This window comes from Atopobium fossor DSM 15642, assembly GCF_000483125.1.
GTDB classification, from domain to species: Bacteria; Actinomycetota; Coriobacteriia; order Coriobacteriales; family Atopobiaceae; genus Atopobium; species Atopobium fossor.
Genome location: NZ_AXXR01000004.1, coordinates 1 through 21,042 on the forward strand (window position 1 = coordinate 1; position 21,042 = coordinate 21,042).

Annotated in this window: 20 protein-coding genes, 2 tRNA genes and 1 pseudogene; 2 read left to right on the top strand and 21 right to left on the bottom strand. The window is 46.4% G+C overall.

The genetic code is table 11. The features are described from left to right. The 7 genes and pseudogenes from G469_RS0101665 to purE form a co-directional block, all read right to left on the bottom strand. Positions 1–1,341 (bottom strand): annotated as a pseudogene (locus G469_RS0101665) (L,D-transpeptidase); the annotation flags it as partial. A gap of 47 nt (positions 1,342–1,388) precedes the next feature. Then, on the bottom strand, positions 1,389–2,009 hold the full coding sequence (gene purN / locus G469_RS0101670; protein WP_028263568.1) for a phosphoribosylglycinamide formyltransferase: 621 nt from the start codon (positions 2,007–2,009) through the stop codon (positions 1,389–1,391). After that, entirely contained in the window at positions 2,006–3,076 is a 1,071-nt protein-coding gene (gene purM / locus G469_RS0101675) for a phosphoribosylformylglycinamidine cyclo-ligase (RefSeq protein WP_028263569.1), read from the bottom strand. The genes purN and purM overlap by 4 nt, the downstream gene beginning before the upstream one ends. Before the next feature lie 36 nt (positions 3,077–3,112). After that, the gene (gene purF / locus G469_RS0101680) at positions 3,113–4,594 is read right to left on the bottom strand and encodes an amidophosphoribosyltransferase (RefSeq protein ID WP_028263570.1); all 1,482 of its coding nucleotides are present in this window, start codon (positions 4,592–4,594) and stop codon (positions 3,113–3,115) included. An 18-nt stretch (positions 4,595–4,612) separates the two neighbouring features. After that, positions 4,613–5,494, bottom strand: a complete 882-nt coding sequence (gene srtB, locus G469_RS0101685; RefSeq protein WP_028263571.1) for a class B sortase — start codon at positions 5,492–5,494, stop codon at positions 4,613–4,615. A 15-nt stretch (positions 5,495–5,509) separates the two neighbouring features. Then, positions 5,510–5,959: a GatB/YqeY domain-containing protein gene (locus G469_RS0101690; protein WP_028263572.1), complete on the bottom strand. Its 450-nt coding sequence runs from the start codon at positions 5,957–5,959 to the stop codon at positions 5,510–5,512. 41 nt (positions 5,960–6,000) lie between these two features. After that, positions 6,001–6,462 (bottom strand): 5-(carboxyamino)imidazole ribonucleotide mutase, encoded by a 462-nt coding sequence (gene purE / locus G469_RS0101695; RefSeq protein ID WP_028263573.1) that lies wholly within the window; start codon positions 6,460–6,462, stop codon positions 6,001–6,003. Between the two features lie 137 nt (positions 6,463–6,599). Between purE and G469_RS0101700 the strand changes: the two genes are divergently transcribed. Next, entirely contained in the window at positions 6,600–7,478 is an 879-nt protein-coding gene (locus tag G469_RS0101700; protein WP_028263574.1) for a pyridoxamine kinase, read from the top strand. A gap of 4 nt (positions 7,479–7,482) precedes the next feature. On the opposite strand, the gene G469_RS08020 is transcribed toward G469_RS0101700, so the two are convergent. The 13 genes from G469_RS08020 to G469_RS0101765 all read right to left on the bottom strand — a co-directional run bounded on the left by G469_RS08020 (position 7,483) and on the right by G469_RS0101765 (position 18,294). After that, positions 7,483–8,382, bottom strand: coding sequence for a hypothetical protein (locus G469_RS08020; RefSeq protein WP_035425295.1), 900 nt, complete (start codon positions 8,380–8,382; stop codon positions 7,483–7,485). Positions 8,383–8,436: 54 nt separating this feature from the next. Then, entirely contained in the window at positions 8,437–9,123 is a 687-nt protein-coding gene (locus G469_RS08025) for an NUDIX domain-containing protein (protein WP_084522269.1), read from the bottom strand. A 3-nt stretch (positions 9,124–9,126) separates the two neighbouring features. Continuing rightward, positions 9,127–10,431 carry a phosphoribosylamine--glycine ligase gene (purD, locus tag G469_RS0101715; RefSeq protein ID WP_028263575.1) on the bottom strand — a complete coding sequence of 435 codons (1,305 nt, stop codon included), beginning with the start codon at positions 10,429–10,431 and terminating at the stop codon, positions 9,127–9,129. Positions 10,432–10,466: 35 nt separating this feature from the next. Then, complete coding sequence (locus tag G469_RS0101720) at positions 10,467–11,393, bottom strand: DegV family protein (RefSeq protein ID WP_028263576.1); 927 nt, start codon at positions 11,391–11,393, stop codon at positions 10,467–10,469. A 3-nt stretch (positions 11,394–11,396) separates the two neighbouring features. Then, entirely contained in the window at positions 11,397–12,677 is a 1,281-nt protein-coding gene (locus tag G469_RS0101725; RefSeq protein ID WP_028263577.1) for an adenylosuccinate synthase, read from the bottom strand. Positions 12,678–12,770: 93 nt separating this feature from the next. Beyond that, positions 12,771–14,177, bottom strand: coding sequence for a replicative DNA helicase (dnaB, locus tag G469_RS0101730; protein ID WP_028263578.1), 1,407 nt, complete (start codon positions 14,175–14,177; stop codon positions 12,771–12,773). A gap of 439 nt (positions 14,178–14,616) precedes the next feature. Beyond that, on the bottom strand, positions 14,617–15,159 hold the full coding sequence (gene rplI, locus G469_RS0101735; protein WP_028263579.1) for a 50S ribosomal protein L9: 543 nt from the start codon (positions 15,157–15,159) through the stop codon (positions 14,617–14,619). Positions 15,160–15,216: 57 nt separating this feature from the next. Then, positions 15,217–15,483 carry a 30S ribosomal protein S18 gene (gene rpsR / locus G469_RS0101740; RefSeq protein WP_002563056.1) on the bottom strand — a complete coding sequence of 89 codons (267 nt, stop codon included), beginning with the start codon at positions 15,481–15,483 and terminating at the stop codon, positions 15,217–15,219. A gap of 45 nt (positions 15,484–15,528) precedes the next feature. Next, entirely contained in the window at positions 15,529–15,981 is a 453-nt protein-coding gene (locus G469_RS0101745; RefSeq protein WP_028263580.1) for a single-stranded DNA-binding protein, read from the bottom strand. 48 nt (positions 15,982–16,029) lie between these two features. Beyond that, positions 16,030–16,323 carry a 30S ribosomal protein S6 gene (gene rpsF / locus G469_RS0101750; RefSeq protein ID WP_028263581.1) on the bottom strand — a complete coding sequence of 98 codons (294 nt, stop codon included), beginning with the start codon at positions 16,321–16,323 and terminating at the stop codon, positions 16,030–16,032. A gap of 304 nt (positions 16,324–16,627) precedes the next feature. After that, positions 16,628–17,917 carry a zinc-ribbon domain-containing protein gene (locus G469_RS0101755; RefSeq protein ID WP_028263582.1) on the bottom strand — a complete coding sequence of 430 codons (1,290 nt, stop codon included), beginning with the start codon at positions 17,915–17,917 and terminating at the stop codon, positions 16,628–16,630. 156 nt (positions 17,918–18,073) lie between these two features. Next, a tRNA-Ser gene (locus G469_RS0101760) sits at positions 18,074–18,164 on the bottom strand. 39 nt (positions 18,165–18,203) lie between these two features. Next, a tRNA-Ser gene (locus tag G469_RS0101765) sits at positions 18,204–18,294 on the bottom strand. Between the two features lie 113 nt (positions 18,295–18,407). On the opposite strand from G469_RS0101765, the gene G469_RS08030 reads away from it, so the two are divergent. After that, positions 18,408–19,082: a trimeric intracellular cation channel family protein gene (locus G469_RS08030; RefSeq protein ID WP_035425297.1), complete on the top strand. Its 675-nt coding sequence runs from the start codon at positions 18,408–18,410 to the stop codon at positions 19,080–19,082. A gap of 83 nt (positions 19,083–19,165) precedes the next feature. Here the strand turns inward: G469_RS08030 and typA are convergent, their stop codons facing one another. Then, complete coding sequence (gene typA, locus G469_RS0101775; RefSeq protein WP_028263583.1) at positions 19,166–21,004, bottom strand: translational GTPase TypA; 1,839 nt, start codon at positions 21,002–21,004, stop codon at positions 19,166–19,168. Positions 21,005–21,042 lie beyond the last annotated feature (38 nt).

Here is a 21,042-nt window from a genome sequence, read left to right on the forward strand (position 1 = left end):
CCACCCCGTATGCATCCTTCCACTACTAGGATTGAGGTAGTACCACTTACCACCAACTTGCTGCCAGCCTGTAAGCATTTGGCCGTTGGAATTTAAGTAGTACCAAGCGCCTTTATCTTGCACCCAGCCTGTGCACAACACGCCTTGCTCTGAGTAATAGTAATAGTTGCTATCTTGTGAGTACTGCCAACCACAAATAGCTTTACCTGTTGTTGTATCAAAAAGGTGAGTTTTGCCATTAATGGTATGAGCGCCATATTGAATGGTGCCATTTACCAGATAAAACCAACCATCTCCAAACTTGGTAAGTCCGTCTGGAGGAAGAACGCCTTCGGCAAGACCATTAGCAAAACGTACCTGATTTCCTTCTCGCATGATTGTCATACGACCAGAGCCATCAAGCCAGCACAGTTGTTTGCCTTTTTGTCTCCAACATGAAGCAGCCATTGCACCTGAGTCTTCCAAAAAATAGCTTGCATCATTTAAATCAACCCAGCCTGTGCGCATCTTACAATTGCCTGGGTCTAACCAGTACCAAATACCTTTGAGCTTTTGCCAGCCACTTTTAAGAGCACCAGACTCAGTTGCTAGACACCAAGACCCTTCGGCAACACACCAACCGTTTTGTCCCATTGCACCAGAGGTATCAAAAGCATATTTTTTACCATTGATTTCACGAACTTGGTCTTGTATGCAAACGCCTTTAGCATCCATCCAATACCAAGTGTTGTGTATATACTTCCAGCCCGAGCACCTTGTGCCATTTTCAAGCCAGTACCAAGCTCCATCTGAAAAGTCCCAACCAGATGCATATCCAATCCAGGCTCCAGAAGAAGCAAAGTCACACCATGTGCCTCCAGCATTGCTTCGAGCATCTGCCATGGTAGCGTCTTGGTAAGAAAACCAATACCATACGTTGTTAATAAAACGCCACCCTTTTGCTATTTGTGCAGTGGCAGGATCTGCCCAGTACCAGTGATTGTTGATATAAAGCCACCCGGTATGAGCAGTACCATCTTGGTTGTAATAAAACAGCTTTCCATCTTGTTCTTGCCAGCCCACAAGAACTGGTTGTTTTTGGGACTCTTGTTGTGGGACAGATAGCTCTGTTTGAGGTTCAGAAACAGTGTTTGAAGAAGCTACAACGTCTTGTTGTTCTGAAACTTCTTGCTCATCTGAGACTGCTTGTGTCTCTAAGGCTTGCTGCTCACCAACAGATCCTTGTTCTGGCTCTTGTGCCCATGCAGATACAGGCACTCCAAAGCAAGTCACGCTAACCACAACAACAAGACTTACAACAAAAGACACAAAACAACGTTTAGGTAAAGCAACTCTTTTCATGGCATGCGTCCATTTCTGAGGAACGAGCATACATTTCTTACTTGTGCTTAGCTGTACGATGGCAAAATCTCTACTGTTCCATTATCTCGCACACGAACTCGTTTCTCTACAAGTAATTGCAAGGTCGATGGATATAGCCTATGCTCCACCTCATGAATGCGTGTTTCAAGCTCCTCTATTGTCTCGCCCTCATGAACAATAACTGGCTCCTGCGCAATAATAGGACCACAATCATATTTGTTGTCCGCAAAATGTACCGTTACACCCGTTACCTTTACACCACTATCATACGCATCTTGAATGGCATGAGCACCACGAAAACTAGGTAGCAAGGCAGGATGTAAATTGACTACGCGGTTGGGAAACGTATCTAAAATTGGTGCATGAACCATACGCATATATCCCGCCATAACCACATAATCAACGTTATATTTTTTGAGTTCAGCAGCAATAAGAGCATCTGCCACCAGCGGATCCTCATAGATCTCTTTGGACAATGTCATGGTTTGTAGACCTGCTTGTTGTGCACGTATTAAACCATATGCACTGGGACGAGAAGAAATAACGATTTCTATTGTCGCATCAAGCACGTTTGTTTGGATTGCGTCAGCAATAGCCTGTAAGTTGGTCCCACTACCAGAGAGCAATACACCGAGCTTTATGCTCATTTATAGACCACCTTACCGCTTCCTTCTACACATTCGCCCATAACAAAGGGCCTAAAACCTTGTGCAGATAAGGCTTCACATACTTCATCCACGTCATTAGCATCACAGATGATACTCATACCAACACCCATGTTAAAGGTTTTGTACGCCTCATCAAGCGTAAGGCCAGCACGTTTAATCATATAAGGAATAACGGGAGGCATATCCCATGCAGGACCATCTTCCCCACCACGCTCTACCAGTGCATCTACATGGGAAGGTAGTGCACGGTTAAGATTTTCCGTAATACCACCGCCGGTAATATGAGCCATAGCATGAATGGGTGCACCAGCCTTAAGTGCCGCAATCAAACCTCCGGCATAAATGGTGGTAGGACGCATAACAGCATCCGCCAAAGACTCTCCACCTAGCTCATCTAAAGGCTGATTAAGCTCCTCCACCGTCTTACCTTCAATAGCTACCTTACGCACCAAAGAATAGCCATTGGAGTGAATACCGGAGCTAGGTAAGCCAATAATAACATCGCCCACCTTGACCTTCTTAGGACCAATCATCTTGGGGCGATCAACAACACCAACCACAAACCCAGCTAAATCATAGTCATCGGGATTCATAACACCAGGATGCTCGGCCATCTCGCCACCAACCAGAGCACAACCAGACTTACGACAACCCTCAGCAATGCCGGATACAATTTGAGCTACATGCTCTGACCTGAGCTTACCAATGGCAACATAATCCAAGAAAAACAAAGGTTCTGCGCCAACAGGAACTACGTCGTCCACACACATGGCTACCAAATCTTCTCCCACAGTGTCGTGACGATTTAGCAACTGCGCAATAGCTAGCTTGGTACCCACGCCGTCTGTACCAGAAACCAAAATAGGGTCATCCATATCTTTGAACGCCTGCATAGAGAAGCACGAGCCAAAGCCGCCCAAACCTCCTACAACCTCTGGGCGAGAAGTACTTTTAACCGCAGCTTTAATGGCGTCTACTGCGCGGGCTCCCTCATCTACATCTACTCCTGCATCGGCGTACGTTACGTGCTTGACTTGCTCGGACATATGCATGGCCTTCCTGTTGGCAGCTTATAGCAACTGTTAGCAATCGAGATACGTAGGGGTCTTTGACTCCATGAACTTATTGGACGCAAAACTATCCGGAATACGAACAGGATATTCTCCAGTAAAACAAGCTGTACAATACGAACCTTCCGGAACGCACGCAAGCATGCCTTCTACCGATAAGAACGCCAAAGAGTCTGCGCCAATAAATTCGCAGATTTCTTGGGTAGTAGCTCGTGCAGAAATAAGCTGGGATTGTACAGCTGTATCAATGCCATAAAAGCAGGGCCAGACAACCTCAGGTGAGTTAATACGCACATGTACTTCTTTAGCGCCCGCATCTTTAAGCATACGAACAATCTGCATGGATGTGGTACCGCGCACAATAGAATCATCCACCATAACAACACGTTTACCTGCAACGTTATCGGGAAGCGCATTGAGTTTAAGACGTACACCCAGCTTACGAAGGTCTTGCGTGGGTTGAATAAACGTACGCTGTACGTAACGATTTTTAATAAGACCCTCGCCAAAAGGAATACCGGACTGTCGTGCAAATCCTTCTGCAGGAGGCATGCCGGAATCTGGAACGCCAATAACGATGTCTGCATCTACTGGAGACTCAAGCGCAATCTGTTTTCCCATGTTATAGCGCATGGAGTAAATGGATGTCCCTCTCACACGCGTATCAGGACGAGAAAAATAAATATGTTCAAACACACAATCTGCTGGACGACATGGTGCAATACCTTGCTCACAAACCATACCATCGTCAGAGAAGCGCACAATTTCACCCGGTTTAACATCGCGTACATACGTGGCACCCACAATGTCTAATGCACAGGTTTCTGAGGCAACAACCCAACCCTCTGGCTTGCTTTCAGTCGCATCCAGATGGCCAATAACCAACGGGCGGATACCATGCGGATCACGAAAAGCGTAAAGAGCGTTTTCTCGCACAAGTGCCATGGCATAACCACCTTCTACCAACTCCATGGTCTTAGCAATACCTTGGCGCAGATGGCTCGTTTGCTGTGTGTAATAGCTCACCAACTTGGCGGCTACTTCAGAATCTGTATTGGAGCGGAAGGGAACCCCAAGTTTAATAAGCTCTTGTCGAACAGAGTCCGTATTAACCAATGTGCCATTATGGGCAAGAGCAATGATAGTAGTATCTATAACAGCCAGATGAGGCTGAGCTGCTTCCCAACTCTTGGCGCCCGATGTGCCATAACGCACGTGACCAATGGCCACCTTACCTGGCATAGCAGCCAAGTCTGTATCTGAAAAAACCTGGTTAACTAACCCCAAGTCTTTACGAACTAATACTGTCTGTCCATCACCAACAGCTATGCCAGCAGAATCTTGACCACGATGTTGTAGTGCAAACGTACCAAAATACGTAAGACGAGCAACGTCACGCCCTGGAGCCCAAACACCAAAGACGCCACACTCGTCATGCAAAGTATCCTGCTCGCTAAGGTCAATAGCCCCATCCGTGAGCTGGGAATTATGCATGAATGAGCTCCTTTACATTTAGGATTGCGAAGAGGTAGAAACCTCACTCTTTACTGCACATACAAGAATAGTACGTCCATAACCCTCAATGTAGTCACAAGTGCCAAGTGTGAGCACATGTTTAACATTTGGAAGCAAATTTGCTACATCCGAGCGCTTTGTTACTGCTTTTTGGAGCTTCTCGCTCAAATGCGCATGGAAAGCATCTTCAGAGTCAAAGTTAAATTGCCTGACTGTCGTATCTTCTCCATTGGTGTAGTACAAAAACAGGGGCTGAAGCTCATAATTTGCTGTTTCGGTCACATACCAAATGGTATCAATGGAATCAAAGAACTGCTGTTGGTCCATGTCAGAAATCTGCTTAAACATGGCGCCATTTTTAAGATGATGACCGTAAATAATGGTCTGCTGGTCAATCATGCCAGGTTTAGTATTTTGGTAATCCATAAAAATCTGGCCACCAACGCCGTATACTCCCTCGGCATTGGTATTAAGATAGCGATCATTATCTTTACCCTGGTATACGGGATAGTTAATAACCGTATTGGGAATCTGAATCCAGCCAACTACGTCTGAGTTAATCTCTTTAAGCCCAGCCCAATCAACCGTAGGTGCACCACCCTTTTGAGGAATCTGTGCATACGCAGCAAGTTTCTCATTTTCCTTATCCTGCTCATGATAATCCCACTGAGCCTTACCCCACATAAAACCAGCAACGCACAACAAAACAATACCAACAAGCAGCAAAATGTTGGAAATAATACGAGATACAGAGCGCTTCTTTTTTGGTGGCTCGCCCGATGGCTCAGGCATATACGCAAGTTGGGGCACTGACTGAGGCATAGCAAACTCCTGAGTATGATGTGATGAAGTTTGGTCTGGCGAGAAGTGCTTGGCCATTGGTAAATCCTTTACTTACGCAAGCTTGCTGCCAATATACGCAGCGGCAGCGGGCTTGTCAAAATTACCGTTAGTTTGCTTGGTGAGGGCACCCATAACCTTGCCCATATCGCGCTTAGAGCTTGCTCCCAGCGAAGCAATGAGTTTATCTGCTAATGCTTCGAGCTCGCTACCAGAAAGTTGCTTGGGCAAAAGCGAGGTAAGAATATCCGCCTGAGACGCTAAAGACTCAATGCGGTCTGTATAGGAATCTGCGCTTGCACCGCGAAGTGCCTCAAGTTCCTCGTTGGTAACCTTTTGCAGCTTCTTAATACATGCAACAATATCTGCCTCGGTTACGTCACGGCGCTCATCAACTTCAATCTGCTTGATTGCCTGATTAATCTGGCGAAGAATGGACAGACGGGTTTTGTCCTGTGCCTTCATAGCCTGTTTAATAAGCTCTAATAATTCCGCCTTTTGCATGCGGTCTCCTCACGTTATGTGTAACTCACGCTTACGAGAAACTATGCTTCTTCCATACCCTTTTTGAAATCTGCAATTACTTGACGGTACTCGGGCAGTGTAGCGCCCAAGATTTGGGTTGCATAAATAGCAGCGTTTTTTGCTCCGCCAATAGCAACGCAGGCAACCGGCACACCTGAAGGCATTTGTACCATAGACAGCAGAGAATCCATACCGCCCAAGTCTGATGTTTTCATGGGTACACCTACGATGGGTAAAGGAGTAAAAGCTGCAACTACACCACCAAGATGAGCAGCTTTACCAGCCGCAGCAATAATAATCTTAAGACCACGATCTGCAGCAGAAGAAGCCCACTCGTGCACCTTAGCAGGATTACGATGCGCGGAAGCAATAATCAACTCGTAAGGAATGCCAAATTCCTCAAGCTGCTTGGTGCATGCCTCCATTGCAGGCATATCAGACGTTGAGCCCATAATAATTCCTACCACAGGCATTTGTGCCATTTGGAGCCTCCTTGTGTGAGTATGCTTGTACTGTTCTAGTATACGTGTTACAAACATGTTCACCTGCCTACAGATATGTTCATACACTGTTATTGCATGGTGCAAACCTATTCACACCTCAATTGCCTGGAGGGCATATGACCAGCGCATCTAAAATTGTTCTATACAAGCGTCATGACGAGTACATTCCTCGTATTGCTGCAGTTCACGACCTTTGCGGATATGGAAAATGTTCACTTGGAGTTGCAATACCTGTTCTAAGTGCTGGTGGTTGTGACGTATGTTCGGTGCCTACGTCACTCTTCTCGGCACACACAGGCTATAAGGTTTTTTACGTACATGACACCACTTCCATGCTGGAAGAGTATCTTGATGCGTGGCAACAAGAAGACGTGGACCTTGATGGTATCTATTCCGGATTTTTGGGCTCTGCCGAGCAAGTGGCTACCATAAAACGCCTTTATGCAGAGTATCCTAATGCATTACACCTGGTAGACCCTGTTATGGGTGATGGCGGCAAGGTTTATCCTACCTACACGCCCGAATTATGTGATGCCATGCGTGAGCTTGTGGATGGGGCAGACTTGCTTACTCCCAACATGACCGAAGCTTGTATCCTGACAGATATTGCATATCCTGGCACCAATGCATCTGATAAAAAAGTCACAGAAATCTGCTCTGCTCTGCTTGACATGGGCGCAAAAAATGTTGTGCTTAAAGGCGTTATGAGAGATGACGGATATATTCGAGACTACCTTGCTGGGCAAGACTTTGAGCTGGAAGAGATTTGTTCGCCCTTGCTTCCTTTTATGTTGCACGGTACAGGTGACCTGTATGCTTCTTGCTGCATTGCAGCACTTATGAGTGGTCACGACTTCCGTACAGCAGCAGAGTTTGCTGGCAGTACAGTGCGAAAAGCAATGCAGGTAACTACCAAGCAGCCACACTATCTTGATCGCGGCGTAAGTTTTGAGTTGGTTTTAAGTGAGCTTACTTCCCTGGTAGACAAACGATAAAACACTAGAGCAACTTGCTAGTTTGAGTGCTGTCAGACGTCGTTACCTCAACAGAACTCGACTCAGAGGATTCTGATTCACCATCGGACGTAGGTGCAGGAGCTGCGTCCGATTTTTCTGTTGTGGGCAAGATTTTGCTCAAAACAATATTCGCCTGAAGTTTATCGCGAATGCCAGCGGTAGTTTCTTCATCTAAACCCGTAATGCGGCAAGTAAAGTTAACACCCTGGTCAGAAGTGTTTTTCGTCCAAATAAAAGTCATAAAATTACGCACGGTGCCCATGGGACGTAAAAAGCCAAACATGGCATTGTGCAAGAAATTACCCTGTTCATCTACACGCACATTAACATGGTAAATAACCGCATGAACCTTGGGATTAAGCAGTGCATTAATGGACAACGCAGATGCTTGTACCTGCGAGGAAGAAAATGCTTCTGCTGCATTATCTGATGTGGTATCAATAACCGTTACCTCAACAACGCCAGAGCTTTCATCTGCTTGCTCTACAGAAAACTCCTCAGGAAACGAAGTAAAGCCATTGCCCCACTCAATACCATTACGCATAGAGCGGGACACAGTAGTGATGTTAACTTCTTCAGAGAGATGACCAGTGGTAATACGGCGAATAAGTCCACAGCTTGTTTGAGCCAGCGTCACAACCACAAGAGTAATCACAACAAAGCCCACGGCTGTACGTCTAATAGTACGGTCAATTGTGGAGCCCGATGGATCATTATTGGACAGAGGATCAATGTCCACAGCGTTGCCCTTCTCGGCACGACGCTTATGCTGAACTGCGGCAACCTCTTTATTGGAATGGCCTGTTTCATCCAGAGTCTCGAAGAGCTTCTCGGCCTCATCGGAGGATAAAAACTTGTTCTGCTTTGCCTTATGGAACCCCATGGACACCCTCTTTTACCAGTCTTTGCGATGTAAGTATACGCAAAGATGACAACGCTACTGCAACTCGTCGTCCACCTGTGGAGAAAGCCTATGTGCCACTGAGTCACAAATAAGAGCACCAACTACTGTTTTTGCATCCTCAATTTGCCCATCAAGTACAGCATCTACCAGCTCATTTAAGGCAACAAGATCTACATTAATAAACTCATCTGCATCTGGATTTGATGCAGCAAAGGTTAAACCAGTTGCCATATAAATATGAATAAGCTCGTCCGAGAAACCCGCAGAGCTTGCAATGGTAGTTAAATACGCAATGCTATCGGGCACCATACCCGTCTCTTCCAACAACTCGCGGCGAGCACACTCCAGAGGATCTTCTCCTGGCTCTAACTTTCCTGCAGGAATTTCCACAGTCACACGGTCAAGTGCTGTACGATACTGACGCACCAGACAAATACGACCATCAGCAGTAAGCGCTACTATAGCCACAGCACCGCTGTGACGCACGACATCACGCGTAGCTTCTCTGCCATCTGCTAGAGCAACCTTAAGACGATCTACCGAGAAAATCCTACCGTCCCACACGCGATTCTCTGATGTAATATGCTCGTGCAAGTCCTGGTCACAAGGGTCATTATCGCCCAAAATAAGTGCACGATACATAGGCTCACCTGAATGGTGCTCCTCACATCCATCATTAAATTCATCAGTTGCACTTGGTGTATCTACAAACTCAGACATGTACTAGACCTCCCACGCATCGCGGCCACGCAATGCACGAAGTCCGATGTCACGACGAAGTGTTTTGCCTTCAAAATGAATTAAATCACAAGCCGCATATGCCTGCTCACGAGCAGCTTCAAAGCTTTGAGCAAGAGCGGTTACATTAATAACGCGTCCACCAGCAGTTACCAGTTCGCCTTTCTTGTTGAGAGCTGTACCTGCTTGATAAACGGTCACACCATCAAGAGCTTGGGTATCTTCAATGCCTGTTATAGCTTTGCCCTTCTCGTAAGAACCAGGATAGCCAGCAGAGGTAAGAACTACAGAAACCGCCCAGTTATCTGCCCACTCTACAACAGCTTGGTCAAGCGTGCCCGCATCAATATGCATAAAGACGTCGATAAGATCTGCTTGCATACGAGGGATTACTACCTGAGTCTCTGGATCACCAAAACGGGCATTGAACTCTAATACCTTAGGACCATCCTTGGTGAGCATAAAGCCACCATACAAACAGCCTTTGTAGGTAATACCCTCTAGAGCCAGCTGATCTACCACCTTTTGCTCAATCTCTACCATAGCCTTGAGCTCTTCATCCGTAACAAACGGGACGGGAGAATATACACCCATACCGCCCGTGTTGGGACCAAGGTCTCCCTCAAGTGCACGCTTGTGATCTTGCGATGTAGCTAAAGGAATGAGAGTTTTTCCATCGGTGAGAGCCAACAGAGAACATTCGGGGCCTTTAAGCATTTCTTCCACAACAACCACATTGCCTGCATCGCCAAAGGCGCTAAAGCATTCATGTACACCTGCAAGCGCTTCTTTTGTAGTTTGAGCAACGATAACACCTTTACCTGCTGCAAGGCCATCTGCCTTAACAACTACCGGACCACCAATACGCTGAACATAGTCAACACAAGCAGCTTCATCTGTAAAAGCCTTGTACGCAGCAGTAGGTACTCCGGCGCGTGTCATAATCTCTTTTGCAAACTGCTTAGAGCCTTCCATGCGGGCAGCACGAGCATAAGGGCCAAATACCGCAATACCTGCAGCAGAAACTGCATCTGCCACGCCTGCTACCAGCGGTGCTTCGGGGCCAATAACAACAAGATCAATGTTGTGCTCCTTGGCAAAGGCTGCAACATCTGCGGGGTTCTCGGCATTAAGATCTACTTTTTGAGCACGAGACCACATGCCACCATTGCCGGGACATACATAGAGTTTTCCAGCTCGCTTTGACTCAGACAGCTTTTGCAGCAGCGCATGCTCACGGCCACCAGAACCCAGCAATAGTACATCTACCTTGGAATCAGCAACGCTCATTGGTCAGTCTCTTCCTCGTAGTAAGCCAAATATGTTTACACACTTGTGTCTAACGCGCCAATATACCCATCAGGCAAAAAAGCAACGCCTATTGCGCCCACGCCAACATGTACAGCTGTAGCTGCACCAACGTTGGAAATACGAATGCGGCGCTTCTCAAACTCATTTGTATTCATGGGTTTCTCGACTGTAGCGAGGTCACGTGGCATACCCGAACCAATTTCTGCATAGGCAACAGGACCGTATTCATGAGAAAACACGCTCATCTCACGTACAATTGCACCAGCTAAACGTACTAAAACAGTGCTTGAGGTAATACGAGAAAATCCACCATCGCTATCTAAGACAAATAGCTCACGTGTACCCGACATCTGCGCTAACAGCTGATGAATCTTTCCGCGAAGGCCTGTAACACGACGACCGTTATGGCCCATGGTACGCCCAGGGGCAGGAACAAGATACATACGCGAAAACTCACGTACTGTATATGCATGAGCAAGCGCTTCTTCAAAAGGAATTCCTGCCGCGCGGCTTGCAACCAAATCCTCAATAATAAAGCCTTGAGCTGACGAGATAGTTTTGGAATCCATCACAGTAATCTTATCTTCTGCATTCAATGCGCGAGCGGCAACAGCTGCCATGCCATACGAGCTACTGAGCAAGCTAGATACATGAACCGAGATAATACGCTCAAAGCCCTTATCGATAAGGTCTTGATAGATTACTTTATACTCATCTACGGATGGAGTCGAGGTAGTTACTTCTCCCTCCGCTTGAGCAAGCGTGATATAAAAATCGGGTACAGACACATCTTTGTAGTCACGCATGGTCTTGTTGCGACGCATGTGTATATACATTGGTACTGCACAAACGTTTTTTTCAGACAGCCATTCACTAGGCAAATCACACGCTGTATCAGTAACAATTGCATATGAGGCAGTGTTGTAAGTGACCTCGGACACGTTTTACTTCCAGTAACGATCGATCGTCTGTTCACGATCAGGGCCGACGGTAATAATAGAAACTCGCACGCCTGCCAGCTGCTCTAAGAAGTCAATGTAGTCCTTGGCCTCGCGCGGTAGTTGATAAAAGTTGCGTACATTAGAAATATCGCACTTCCAGCCAGGAAGGGTTTCGTACACAGGCTTAGCGTGATAAAAGACACTCTGGTGTTCAGGAACAGTAGTGTAGCGCTTGCCGTTGCACTCGTAAGCAACGCAAACTTTAATCTCGTCTAAACAACCAAGAACATCGAGCTTGGTAATAGCAAGGTCAGTTAAGCCATTTACACGAGCTGCATAGTTTACTACGACTGCATCATACCAGCCACAGCGACGCTTGCGGCCTGTAGTTACACCGTACTCATGTCCAACTTTGCCTAACAAATCTCCTGTCTCGTCAAACAGTTCTGTTGGAAAAGGACCAGAACCCACACGCGTAAGATATGCTTTAGCAATGCCCAAAACGCGCTTAATCTGAGTTGGACCAACACCGGAACCAGTAACAGCACCACCAGCTGTGCAGTTAGAAGAAGTAACAAAGGGATACGTACCATGATCAATATCGAGCATGGTTGCCTGAGCGCCCTCAAACAGAATATTTTTGCCGGATTCTATTTGCTCATTAAGGAACAACGAACTCTCTACAATGTAGGGACGAATACGATTAGCAAAGGGAAGATAGGTCTCACAGATTTGGTCCACAGTATAGGTGGGCATTTCGTATACCTTCTCCAAAATGGGATTGGTATATGCCAAAGCAGCCTCAAGCTTCTCGCGGAAGATTTTCTCATCCAGCATGTCTTGGATGCGTAAACCAGTACGGTTCATTTTGTCCATATAGGTTGGTCCAACACCGCGCTTGGTGGTACCAATCAAATTTTTGCCCAACTTCTTCTCGTGAGCGCCATCCAAATCTTTGTGGTAAGGCATAACAATGTGTGCATTGCCAGAAATTTTGAGATCATCGCAAGAAATGCCTTGCTCTTCCAGCATATCAATCTCACAGAGAAGGACTTCGGGATCTACAATACAACCATTGCCAATTACTGGATAGGTACCCTTGTACATAACGCCAGATGGCACCTGATGGAGCGCAAGTTTATGACCGTTTGCAATAACAGTATGCCCTGCATTTGCGCCACCAGCATAACGACAAACAACATCAAAATCGCCAGAAATAAGGTCGGTAACCTTACCCTTGCCTTCATCGCCCCACTGGGTTCCCACCAATACGGATGCAGACATATACTTCCCTCTCAAAAAGGCATTGGAGCGCACGTTATGCACGCTATTCTCGGTTCCCTAGTATAAGGGATTGATGTTTCAAATCCGTGTCTATCACTCGTATTCGCGAGACAGCTCCACGAACTTGGTAGAACCTGGCATAAAGACCAGATGAACAATATCCAAAGGACCGGAACGGTTTTTTGCAATGATGAAGTCCGTTACGTTGGCATCAGGACGATCTTCTCGCGATGCTTCTTCTTCTGTCATGGAACGATCGAGCAAAATTACAATGTCAGCGTCCTGCTCGATAGATCCGGATTCACGAAGATCAGACAACTGTGGACGCTGACCTTTACGGTCCGCAACCTGTCGGTTAAGCTGCGACAGCGCAACAACAGGAACTTCAAGATCCTTAGCCATAATCTTAATACCACGACTCATCTCGGAAACTTCTGTAGCACGCGAATCAGAGCGTCGCCCGCTCGAAGGTGGCGAGACAAGCTGCAAATAGTCGATGATAACAATACCGTTTTCTTTGCCATGCAACATACGGCGTGCCTTTGCACGAATTTCTGTAATTGTTGTGCCCGGCGTATCATCAATCATGATATCCAGGTTAGAGAGTTCAGATGTTGCCTGGACAATCTGCGGCCATTGCTGATCCTTAATATTTGCAGAACGGATGTCTTGTAGATTTATTTTTGCCTGAGCAGAAAGCAAACGCTGCGCAATTTCTTTTTTACTCATCTCGAGCGAAAACAACGCAACGGCAGCACCAGAAGCAGCTGCATTTACTGCAAGGTTAAGACAAAAAGATGTCTTTCCTACACCAGGACGAGCACCAATTACAATCATCTGACCTGCACGCATACCTAAAAGAGCACGGTCAATGCCAGGAAATCCTGTTTGAACACCTAAGGCATCAGTTTGGTGCTTGGACTGTTCATCCAACTCTTCAAACAACTCTTCCATGACATCCGAGATACCGGAATAGGTAGAGCGAATGGCACGGTTGGTTACACCAAGTAACATCTGCTCTGCATCATTAACAACTTCTTTGGTATCTTCAGGCGCACTAAAAGCAAGGGCTGTAATTTTTGACGAGGTCTTGATAATTTCGCGAAGTGTTGCATTACGACGCAAAATTTCACTGTGATATTGCCAGCTTGCCAACGCAGGTGTATTGCCCGATAAATCAACAAGGTAAGCACGTCCACCTACGCGCTCAAGCTCACCTTTGCTATTAAGGTTATCGGCCAAAGAAATAGCATCGACTGGACGCCCTGTATCATGCAGCTCACGCATAGAAGCAAAAATAAGCTGATGAGAAGGGATGTAAAAATCATCCTCTTGTAAGAACGAAAGACTCTCTTCTAAAACGTCTGCTGAAATAAGCATTGCTGCAAGGATCGCTGCTTCAGCCTGCGTGTCTTGCGGCATTGCTGCACCCGCTTCTACCATAGGAACAGAAGAAGCATTGCTTGTGTAGTTATTATTATCTTGGAAACGAGGGCTCAAAGTAGGTCCTTCCAATATTCTTCCTGTTCCAGAATAGTAAATCAAAATCAAGGGTCTATTTACCAAGAAATACTATGTCCACGGCTTTGAAAACCCAATTGTTGATAGCTACTTCGCTTTATCACGGGAAATGCAAGTTTTAAACGTTTTCGACAATTTTTTTCTCAATCTGGTGAACGGTTTTCGACAATTTTATATTGCACAAAATTGATTGTTTATAAAACCCCAGTTGAGCTAGACGACAATACGTTTTACCTGCGCTTATTACATTTTTGCAGGTAAAAGGCTATGTGCAAACCATCGAAAGAAAAACCCTATCCTCACGCAAGCGTGTGAACAGGGCTTTTACAAATACAAATAAAGCGTAAAAACTGCTTTGTATATTCTTACTTAGCTGAAATTTGTTGAAACAGCTGTTCGGAACATATAACCCACTGATTTACTCAGCAGACTCTTCTGTAGTCTCTACAGTAGCTTCTTCAGCTACCTCCTCGGTTGCCTCAGAAGTCTCCTCTACAGGAGCCTCCTCAACTACCATGGAAGGATCGCCAACAAGAAGCTGAAGTTTAGCGCTAATCTCACGATAAAGATTAACGGTAACAACGTGAGCGCCGGCAACCTTAATAGAGGTGTGCTCAATACGCTTACGATCAATCTGGACGTCAAGCTGAGTCTTTACAGCGTCAGCAATCATGGTATTGGTAACAGAACCAAACAGCTGGCCCTCTTCACCTACCTTGACGTCAATATTTACGGTCTTACCCTCGAGAGCTGCCTTAGTTGCCTGAGCATCTGAAACGCGCTTCTCTTCACGCTTTGCGATGTTATGGCGGCGCTCCTCGAGCTGCTTGATGTTGCCAGGGGTCGCAGCGAGAGCCATACGGTTAGGGAACAGGAAGTTCTCCGCATAGCCCTGTGCAACGTCTACGACGTCGCCTTCGCCACCCTTGCCCCTGAGCTCACCCAAGAGGATGACTTTCATGGACACTCCTTACGTAATCGAATGCTTATGCACCCGACTTCGGTTACGAATTGCGGGCTAGTTACGCTCGCGACGGCCACCACGGCTGGACACTACGGGAACAGTGTACGGCAGAAGTGCCATCTCACGTGCGCGCTTAATTGCAAGCGCGATGTCGTGCTGGTGCTGCGTGCAGGCGCCAGTGACGCGACGGGGCTTAATCTTGCCACGGTCGGTCATATACTTGCGAAGAAGTTGGACATCTTTGTAATCAATGAAGTCCGTATCTTCTTTGCAGAACTGGCAATACTTGCGACGCGGCTGACGCTGATAATCAGTAGCCATGTCTTGTTTACCTTTCGTTAAGTGGCATTACGCCACTGAGCGTTCTTAGAACGGGATATCCTCGTCGGCATAATCAGCAGCGGTTGGCGGAGCCTGAACAGGACGCACGACTGCGGAAGCCGATGGGGTGGAAGCCGCAAAACTACCCGCGTTACCGCCTGCGTTTTGCTGATTCCTAGAGAGGAATTCGATCTCGTCGACAATAACCTCAAGCTTGCTACGACGCTGACCGTCTCGCTCCCAAGAGCTGTAGCGAAGCTTGCCCTCAATGGCAACCTTTGAGCCCTTGCTGATGAAGCGTGCAACTGCATCTGCACGAGCGCCAAACATTACACAATCAACGAAGTTGGGATAATCTTCCCATTCGCCAGACTGAGGGTTGCGACGACGATCATTAACGGCAATACCAAAAGAAAGAACTTGGGTGCCGCCAGCAGTTGCCTTAAGTTCGGGTTCACGAGTAAGGTTTCCACTGATAACCACGCGATTAATGCTCATTGTGATCACTACCTCTCATTTGTGGGCACTACAACCCACTTTCCAGTACTAGTCCTTATCAGGGCGGCGTACAACCATGTGACGTTTTACCGCATCATTAATGCGGAGAACACGGTCAAGCTCTGCAATCTGAGTTGGGTCTGCATGGAAATCGATGAGAGTATAGTCACCCTCGGTAAGCTTGTCGATCTCATAAGCAAGCTTGCGCTTGCCCCAGTCCTCGACATTGTCGACCTGACCACCATTCTCGGTGATAGCAACGTCAATACGCTTCATTACACCAGCGCGAACTTCTTCATTAGAAGAAGGGTCAACAAAAAACAGCAATTCATAAGCCTTCATATTGTCACCTCCTCTGGGCTCAAGGCTTCGGGACGTGAAGGTTGCACCCGAAGCAGGAAAGGTTCGACCTGAAATGGTATCACAATATTCTTGTAACACCATATAAAGGCTCATATTTTTATTCCTCTCCCATGCGTCTCCACAAATGAGAGTCTAATAAGTATGTCTGACAGAGCTCTAACAACTATAAACACAAGTCAAACACTATATAGCTCGTATCACTCTTACAAAAATGCCTCCTTGTAATATCACATTACAAGGAGGCACAGCTTACATTACAAATATGTGAGGAACTATCGGTTTCTTACTCCTCAAGCTTTGTTCCACACTGTGGGCAAAATGCACCATTCTCAGGAACTTTACTTCCGCACTCAGGACAAAATGCACCGTGACTAGCTGGTAAAGACTCTGCCGAAGGCTCTGTCTTAGCAGGCTCTTCTTCTGTGCTGGACTTCTCGATAACGGTTGTTTTTTCTTCGTTAGAAACTGGCTCAGATACAGGCTGCTGATCTGCCTCTAAATTTACCTTTGGTTCTGACTCAGAAATTGTAGGTTCTTCAGGCACAGAAACTTCCTTGACAGGCTCTCCTTCAGCCGCACTAGGCATGATAGGTGTGGCAGGAGCAGCAGGGACTACAGGAGCTGCGGGAGCATCATTTGCAGATGTAGCATTTTGAGGGGTAGCCATGGGAGTCATTGGATTAGTAGGCGTAGCTGCAGGTGCTACAGAAACAGCGGTAGGAGAAGTAGGAGGCGTTGTAAAGTCCGATGCCGTCATAGGCGTGGGCAAAGGATCGTTGGGATTGCCCCACTCAGAAACCCTAAACTGCAACATCCACAAGCCAATCATATTAGCAGTAAGCAAGCCTGTAATAGATGCAAAAAAACTGCCGATAATCCAAACAACGATAAGAACGGGAAGCAGAGCAATAATCATCTTACCAAACATTGCCATTGCAAATTGCACATCTGAGCTGGTCCATACGGCAGACTCGTTTAGTATGTTTGCCTGATAAGCAATATCTGGAGCAGCGACACCAAACCAAATCATAAACATAAATACAAGAAAAGGAATGCTAAGAAGAGCTATAATAAGACCAATTTTAATATGCTCTCCCCAAATTTTGCACAGCCCTTTAAAATCATGGCTAATCATTTTCCACAGATTGGCAAAGCTAAATGCAGCACTAAATTGATCATAAATGGTCATATAGAGCACGACCACATCTATGATGACAGCTACAAATGTAGCAAAAATCCAAGATACATCATCTAGGAAGGGAAGTACATACGTCATTAAAGAGATAACAAAAGTACAGGCCGCTTGCGACACCATCATGACAACAGTAGCAAAGAAGCCTGTTTTAAGACACTTGCCAAAGTTGATTCCTTTTTGTTTGGGAGAAGATTCTACACCCCATGCAGTCAGGCGTGCCCATTCAAACGAGGCACCTAAAACAACCATGCTGCCAAAAATAGGAATTAGGGAATACAGCGTAAGCAATAAAACTGCCTTAATCCAACCCTTCTCGCGCGTGAGCATACGCCAAGAACGCGTAAGGTATTGCTTATCCGAAAATTGAAGTTGACTCATATATGCCCCATTACATCGATAATTGTAGTAGTGCATATTATAGAGAAGTCAAATTCATTACGTTGTGATATATCTCACAGACACAAGGCGAATACACAAGCATTCATAAAATGAACTTTACTTAAAGTTAAGAAACTCTGTTTTATTTTTAAAAACTGGCGGAGAGGGAGGGATTTGAACCCTCGTACCTCTATAAGAGGTAAACGGTTTTCGAGACCGCCGCATTCAGCCGCTCTGCCACCTCTCCCCATGTGCAAACGGCGCCTTGCGGCGCCGTGAAATAAACTGGCGGAGAGTCGGGGATTTGAACCCCGGAGACGCTTTCGGCGCCTACACGATTTCCAATCGTGCTCCTTCAGCCGCTCGGACAACTCTCCTTAATTGAAAACGCACCGGTTAGTATAACGTATTTCTCACCGAAAAGAAAAGAACTTTTCTAGGAAGTCCTAGTAATATACTTGCGTATTCATTTTGACTTACAGGAGATTGTGTGCTTCATATACCCATTTGGTTGGACCTTGCCGCTGTTATTGTTGGTGCTTTAGCAGGAGTTTGGTCAGCTCAAGAACGTAAATTAGACTTAGTTGGCTACATTGGCTTAAGCTTCTTATGTGGGCTGGGTGGCGGTTTAATCCGTGATATGGCCATGCAGGTTGGCAGCGTTTATATGTTACAGTCTCCATATGCCATCCCTTTTGTGGTGGCAACAGGTGTTATTGGCTACTTTTTCCCACAAATAATTAAGCGTTTTCCAAATCTGTTGGACTGGCTAGACATCCTATCGGTCGGCTTGTTTGTAGTAGCAGGTACCGATAAGGCCATCCACTATAATCTCTACCCTATGGCCTGCATGCTTATGGGTGTGGTTACTGGTGTTGGCGGCGGCATGATGCGTGATGTTTTTTTGGGAGATACTCCTCGCATTTTTCAACGCTCTAATTTTTATGCGGTAGCGGCTATTGGCGGAGCTATTGTATATTACTCGCTCACTCATGTAAGTCATTACAATCTTGAGATTTCTGCTGCAGCAAGCATTTTTGTAACATTGGGACTTCGCAGACTGTCCCTACGCTACAACGTAACTCTCCCCACCGAAATGGACCTTACTCCTAAGGTTGCTGCGGGCGCCAAAAAGATTAAAGAGAAGACACGCCGCAATAAATAAACCTCACCACAAACTGGACTACAGCTCGTAATGAGGTTTATTTAAACAACTTACACATCGTTCACGCTAAAGCAAACACAATCCTATTTGTTTACCAAGCCAGAACGAACAGCCCACTTCTTACGTTCGGTTGCATTAAGGATGCGCTTGCGCATGCGGATATTCTTAGGCGTAATCTCTACCAGCTCGTCATCCATAATGTACTCCAAAGCTTCCTCTAGCGAGAAACTACGTGGAGGAGTAAGTTGCACAGAAATGTCTGCGGTGGAAGAACGTTGGTTACCCAAAGACTTGGTACGAGCAATGTTAACTACCATATCACCAGGGCGAGAACGCTCACCTACCAACATGCCCTCATAGCACTCGTCACCAGGGCCAACAAAAAGCTGACCGCGTTCTTGCAGAGTACCTAAGGCATAGCCAACGGCCTTCTCGGTAGACATAGAAATCATGGCACCATTCTGACGAGAACCAATATCCCCAGCAAAAGGACCGTACTCCAAGAAGGTGTGATAAAACACTGCTTCACCGTGCGTAACATTAAGAACACGTGTCTTAAGACCCATGATGCCACGGGTGGGAATTTTAAATTCAAGATGTGTCTGAATGTTGCCAGCTTCCATGTTGGTCATAGTGCCGCCCGCATCACCAAAGACTTCAATAACCTTACCGGAGTATTCGCCAGGACACTCTACAACGGCCTGCTCAATAGGCTCAAGCTTATTGCCGTTCTCGTCCTTTTTGAACAAAACACGGGGGCTTCCCACCTGGAACTCAAAACCTTCGCGGCGCATGGTTTCCATCAAAACAGAAAGATGCAAAATGCCGCGACCAGCTACCTCAGTACCAGTCTTATCTGGAAGTTCCTCAATGCGCATGGTCACATTGTTTTCGCGCTCAATCATGAGACGCTCCTTGAGCTGGCGGCCACCAACTATCTCGCCATCACGACCAACTAACGGTGAGGTAGACGCTTCAAAAACAATTGCAAGAGTTGGAGGATCAATCTCAATGGGGTCAAGCTCAACGGGATTCTCGGGATCGGTATAGACGTCACCAATATCTGTAGAGTCAACACCAACCACTGCGGCAATATCACCAGCGCAAACCTCAGAACACTCCTTGCGGCCTAAATAGTCAAAGGTAAAGAGCTGTTTAACTTGACTCATTGCGCGAGAACCATCATTTTTGACAACCAAAATTTTATCGCCAGCGTGAATAGTGCCCGAATAGACGCGACCAATACCAATACGGCCAACATAAGTAGAGTGATCAATGGTTACACACTGCATGGCCAAAGATCCGTCTATATCTACATTAGGAGCTGGAAGCTCATCCACAACCATGTCCAGCAAAGGGTACATGTCGTTGTTGGTATCCTCAACAGATAAGCGAGCAAAGCCATTAACTGCGCTTGCGTACACCGCATGCTCCATAGAAAATTCGAGTTGCTCATCCGTCGCACCTAGATCCATCATCAAATCAAGGCAGGCGTTAAGTGCACGCTCGGGATTTGCACCATCACGGTCAATCTTATTTACAACAACCATAATAGACAGGCCAGCATCAATGGCATGGCGTAAAACAAAACGCGTCTGAGGCATGGGGCCTTCTGCAGCATCGACCAAAAGCAGCGCAGAATCCGCCATTTTAAGAACACGCTCTACCTCACCACCAAAGTCCGCGTGACCAGGGGTATCCAAAACGTTAATCTTGACACCCTTATACTCAATGGAAATATTTTTGGCCAAAATAGTAATACCACGTTCGCGCTCTTGATCATTTGAGTCCAGAACACGCTCCTCCACCTGCTGATTATCGCGAAACGCATCCGTTGCACGTAGCAACTTATCCACCAAGGTGGTCTTGCCGTGGTCAACGTGAGCGATAATTGCAATATTACGAATGTGCTCTTGGAGCATAGTTCCTACTTTCTAACTGCTTAAATTTATGAATACCA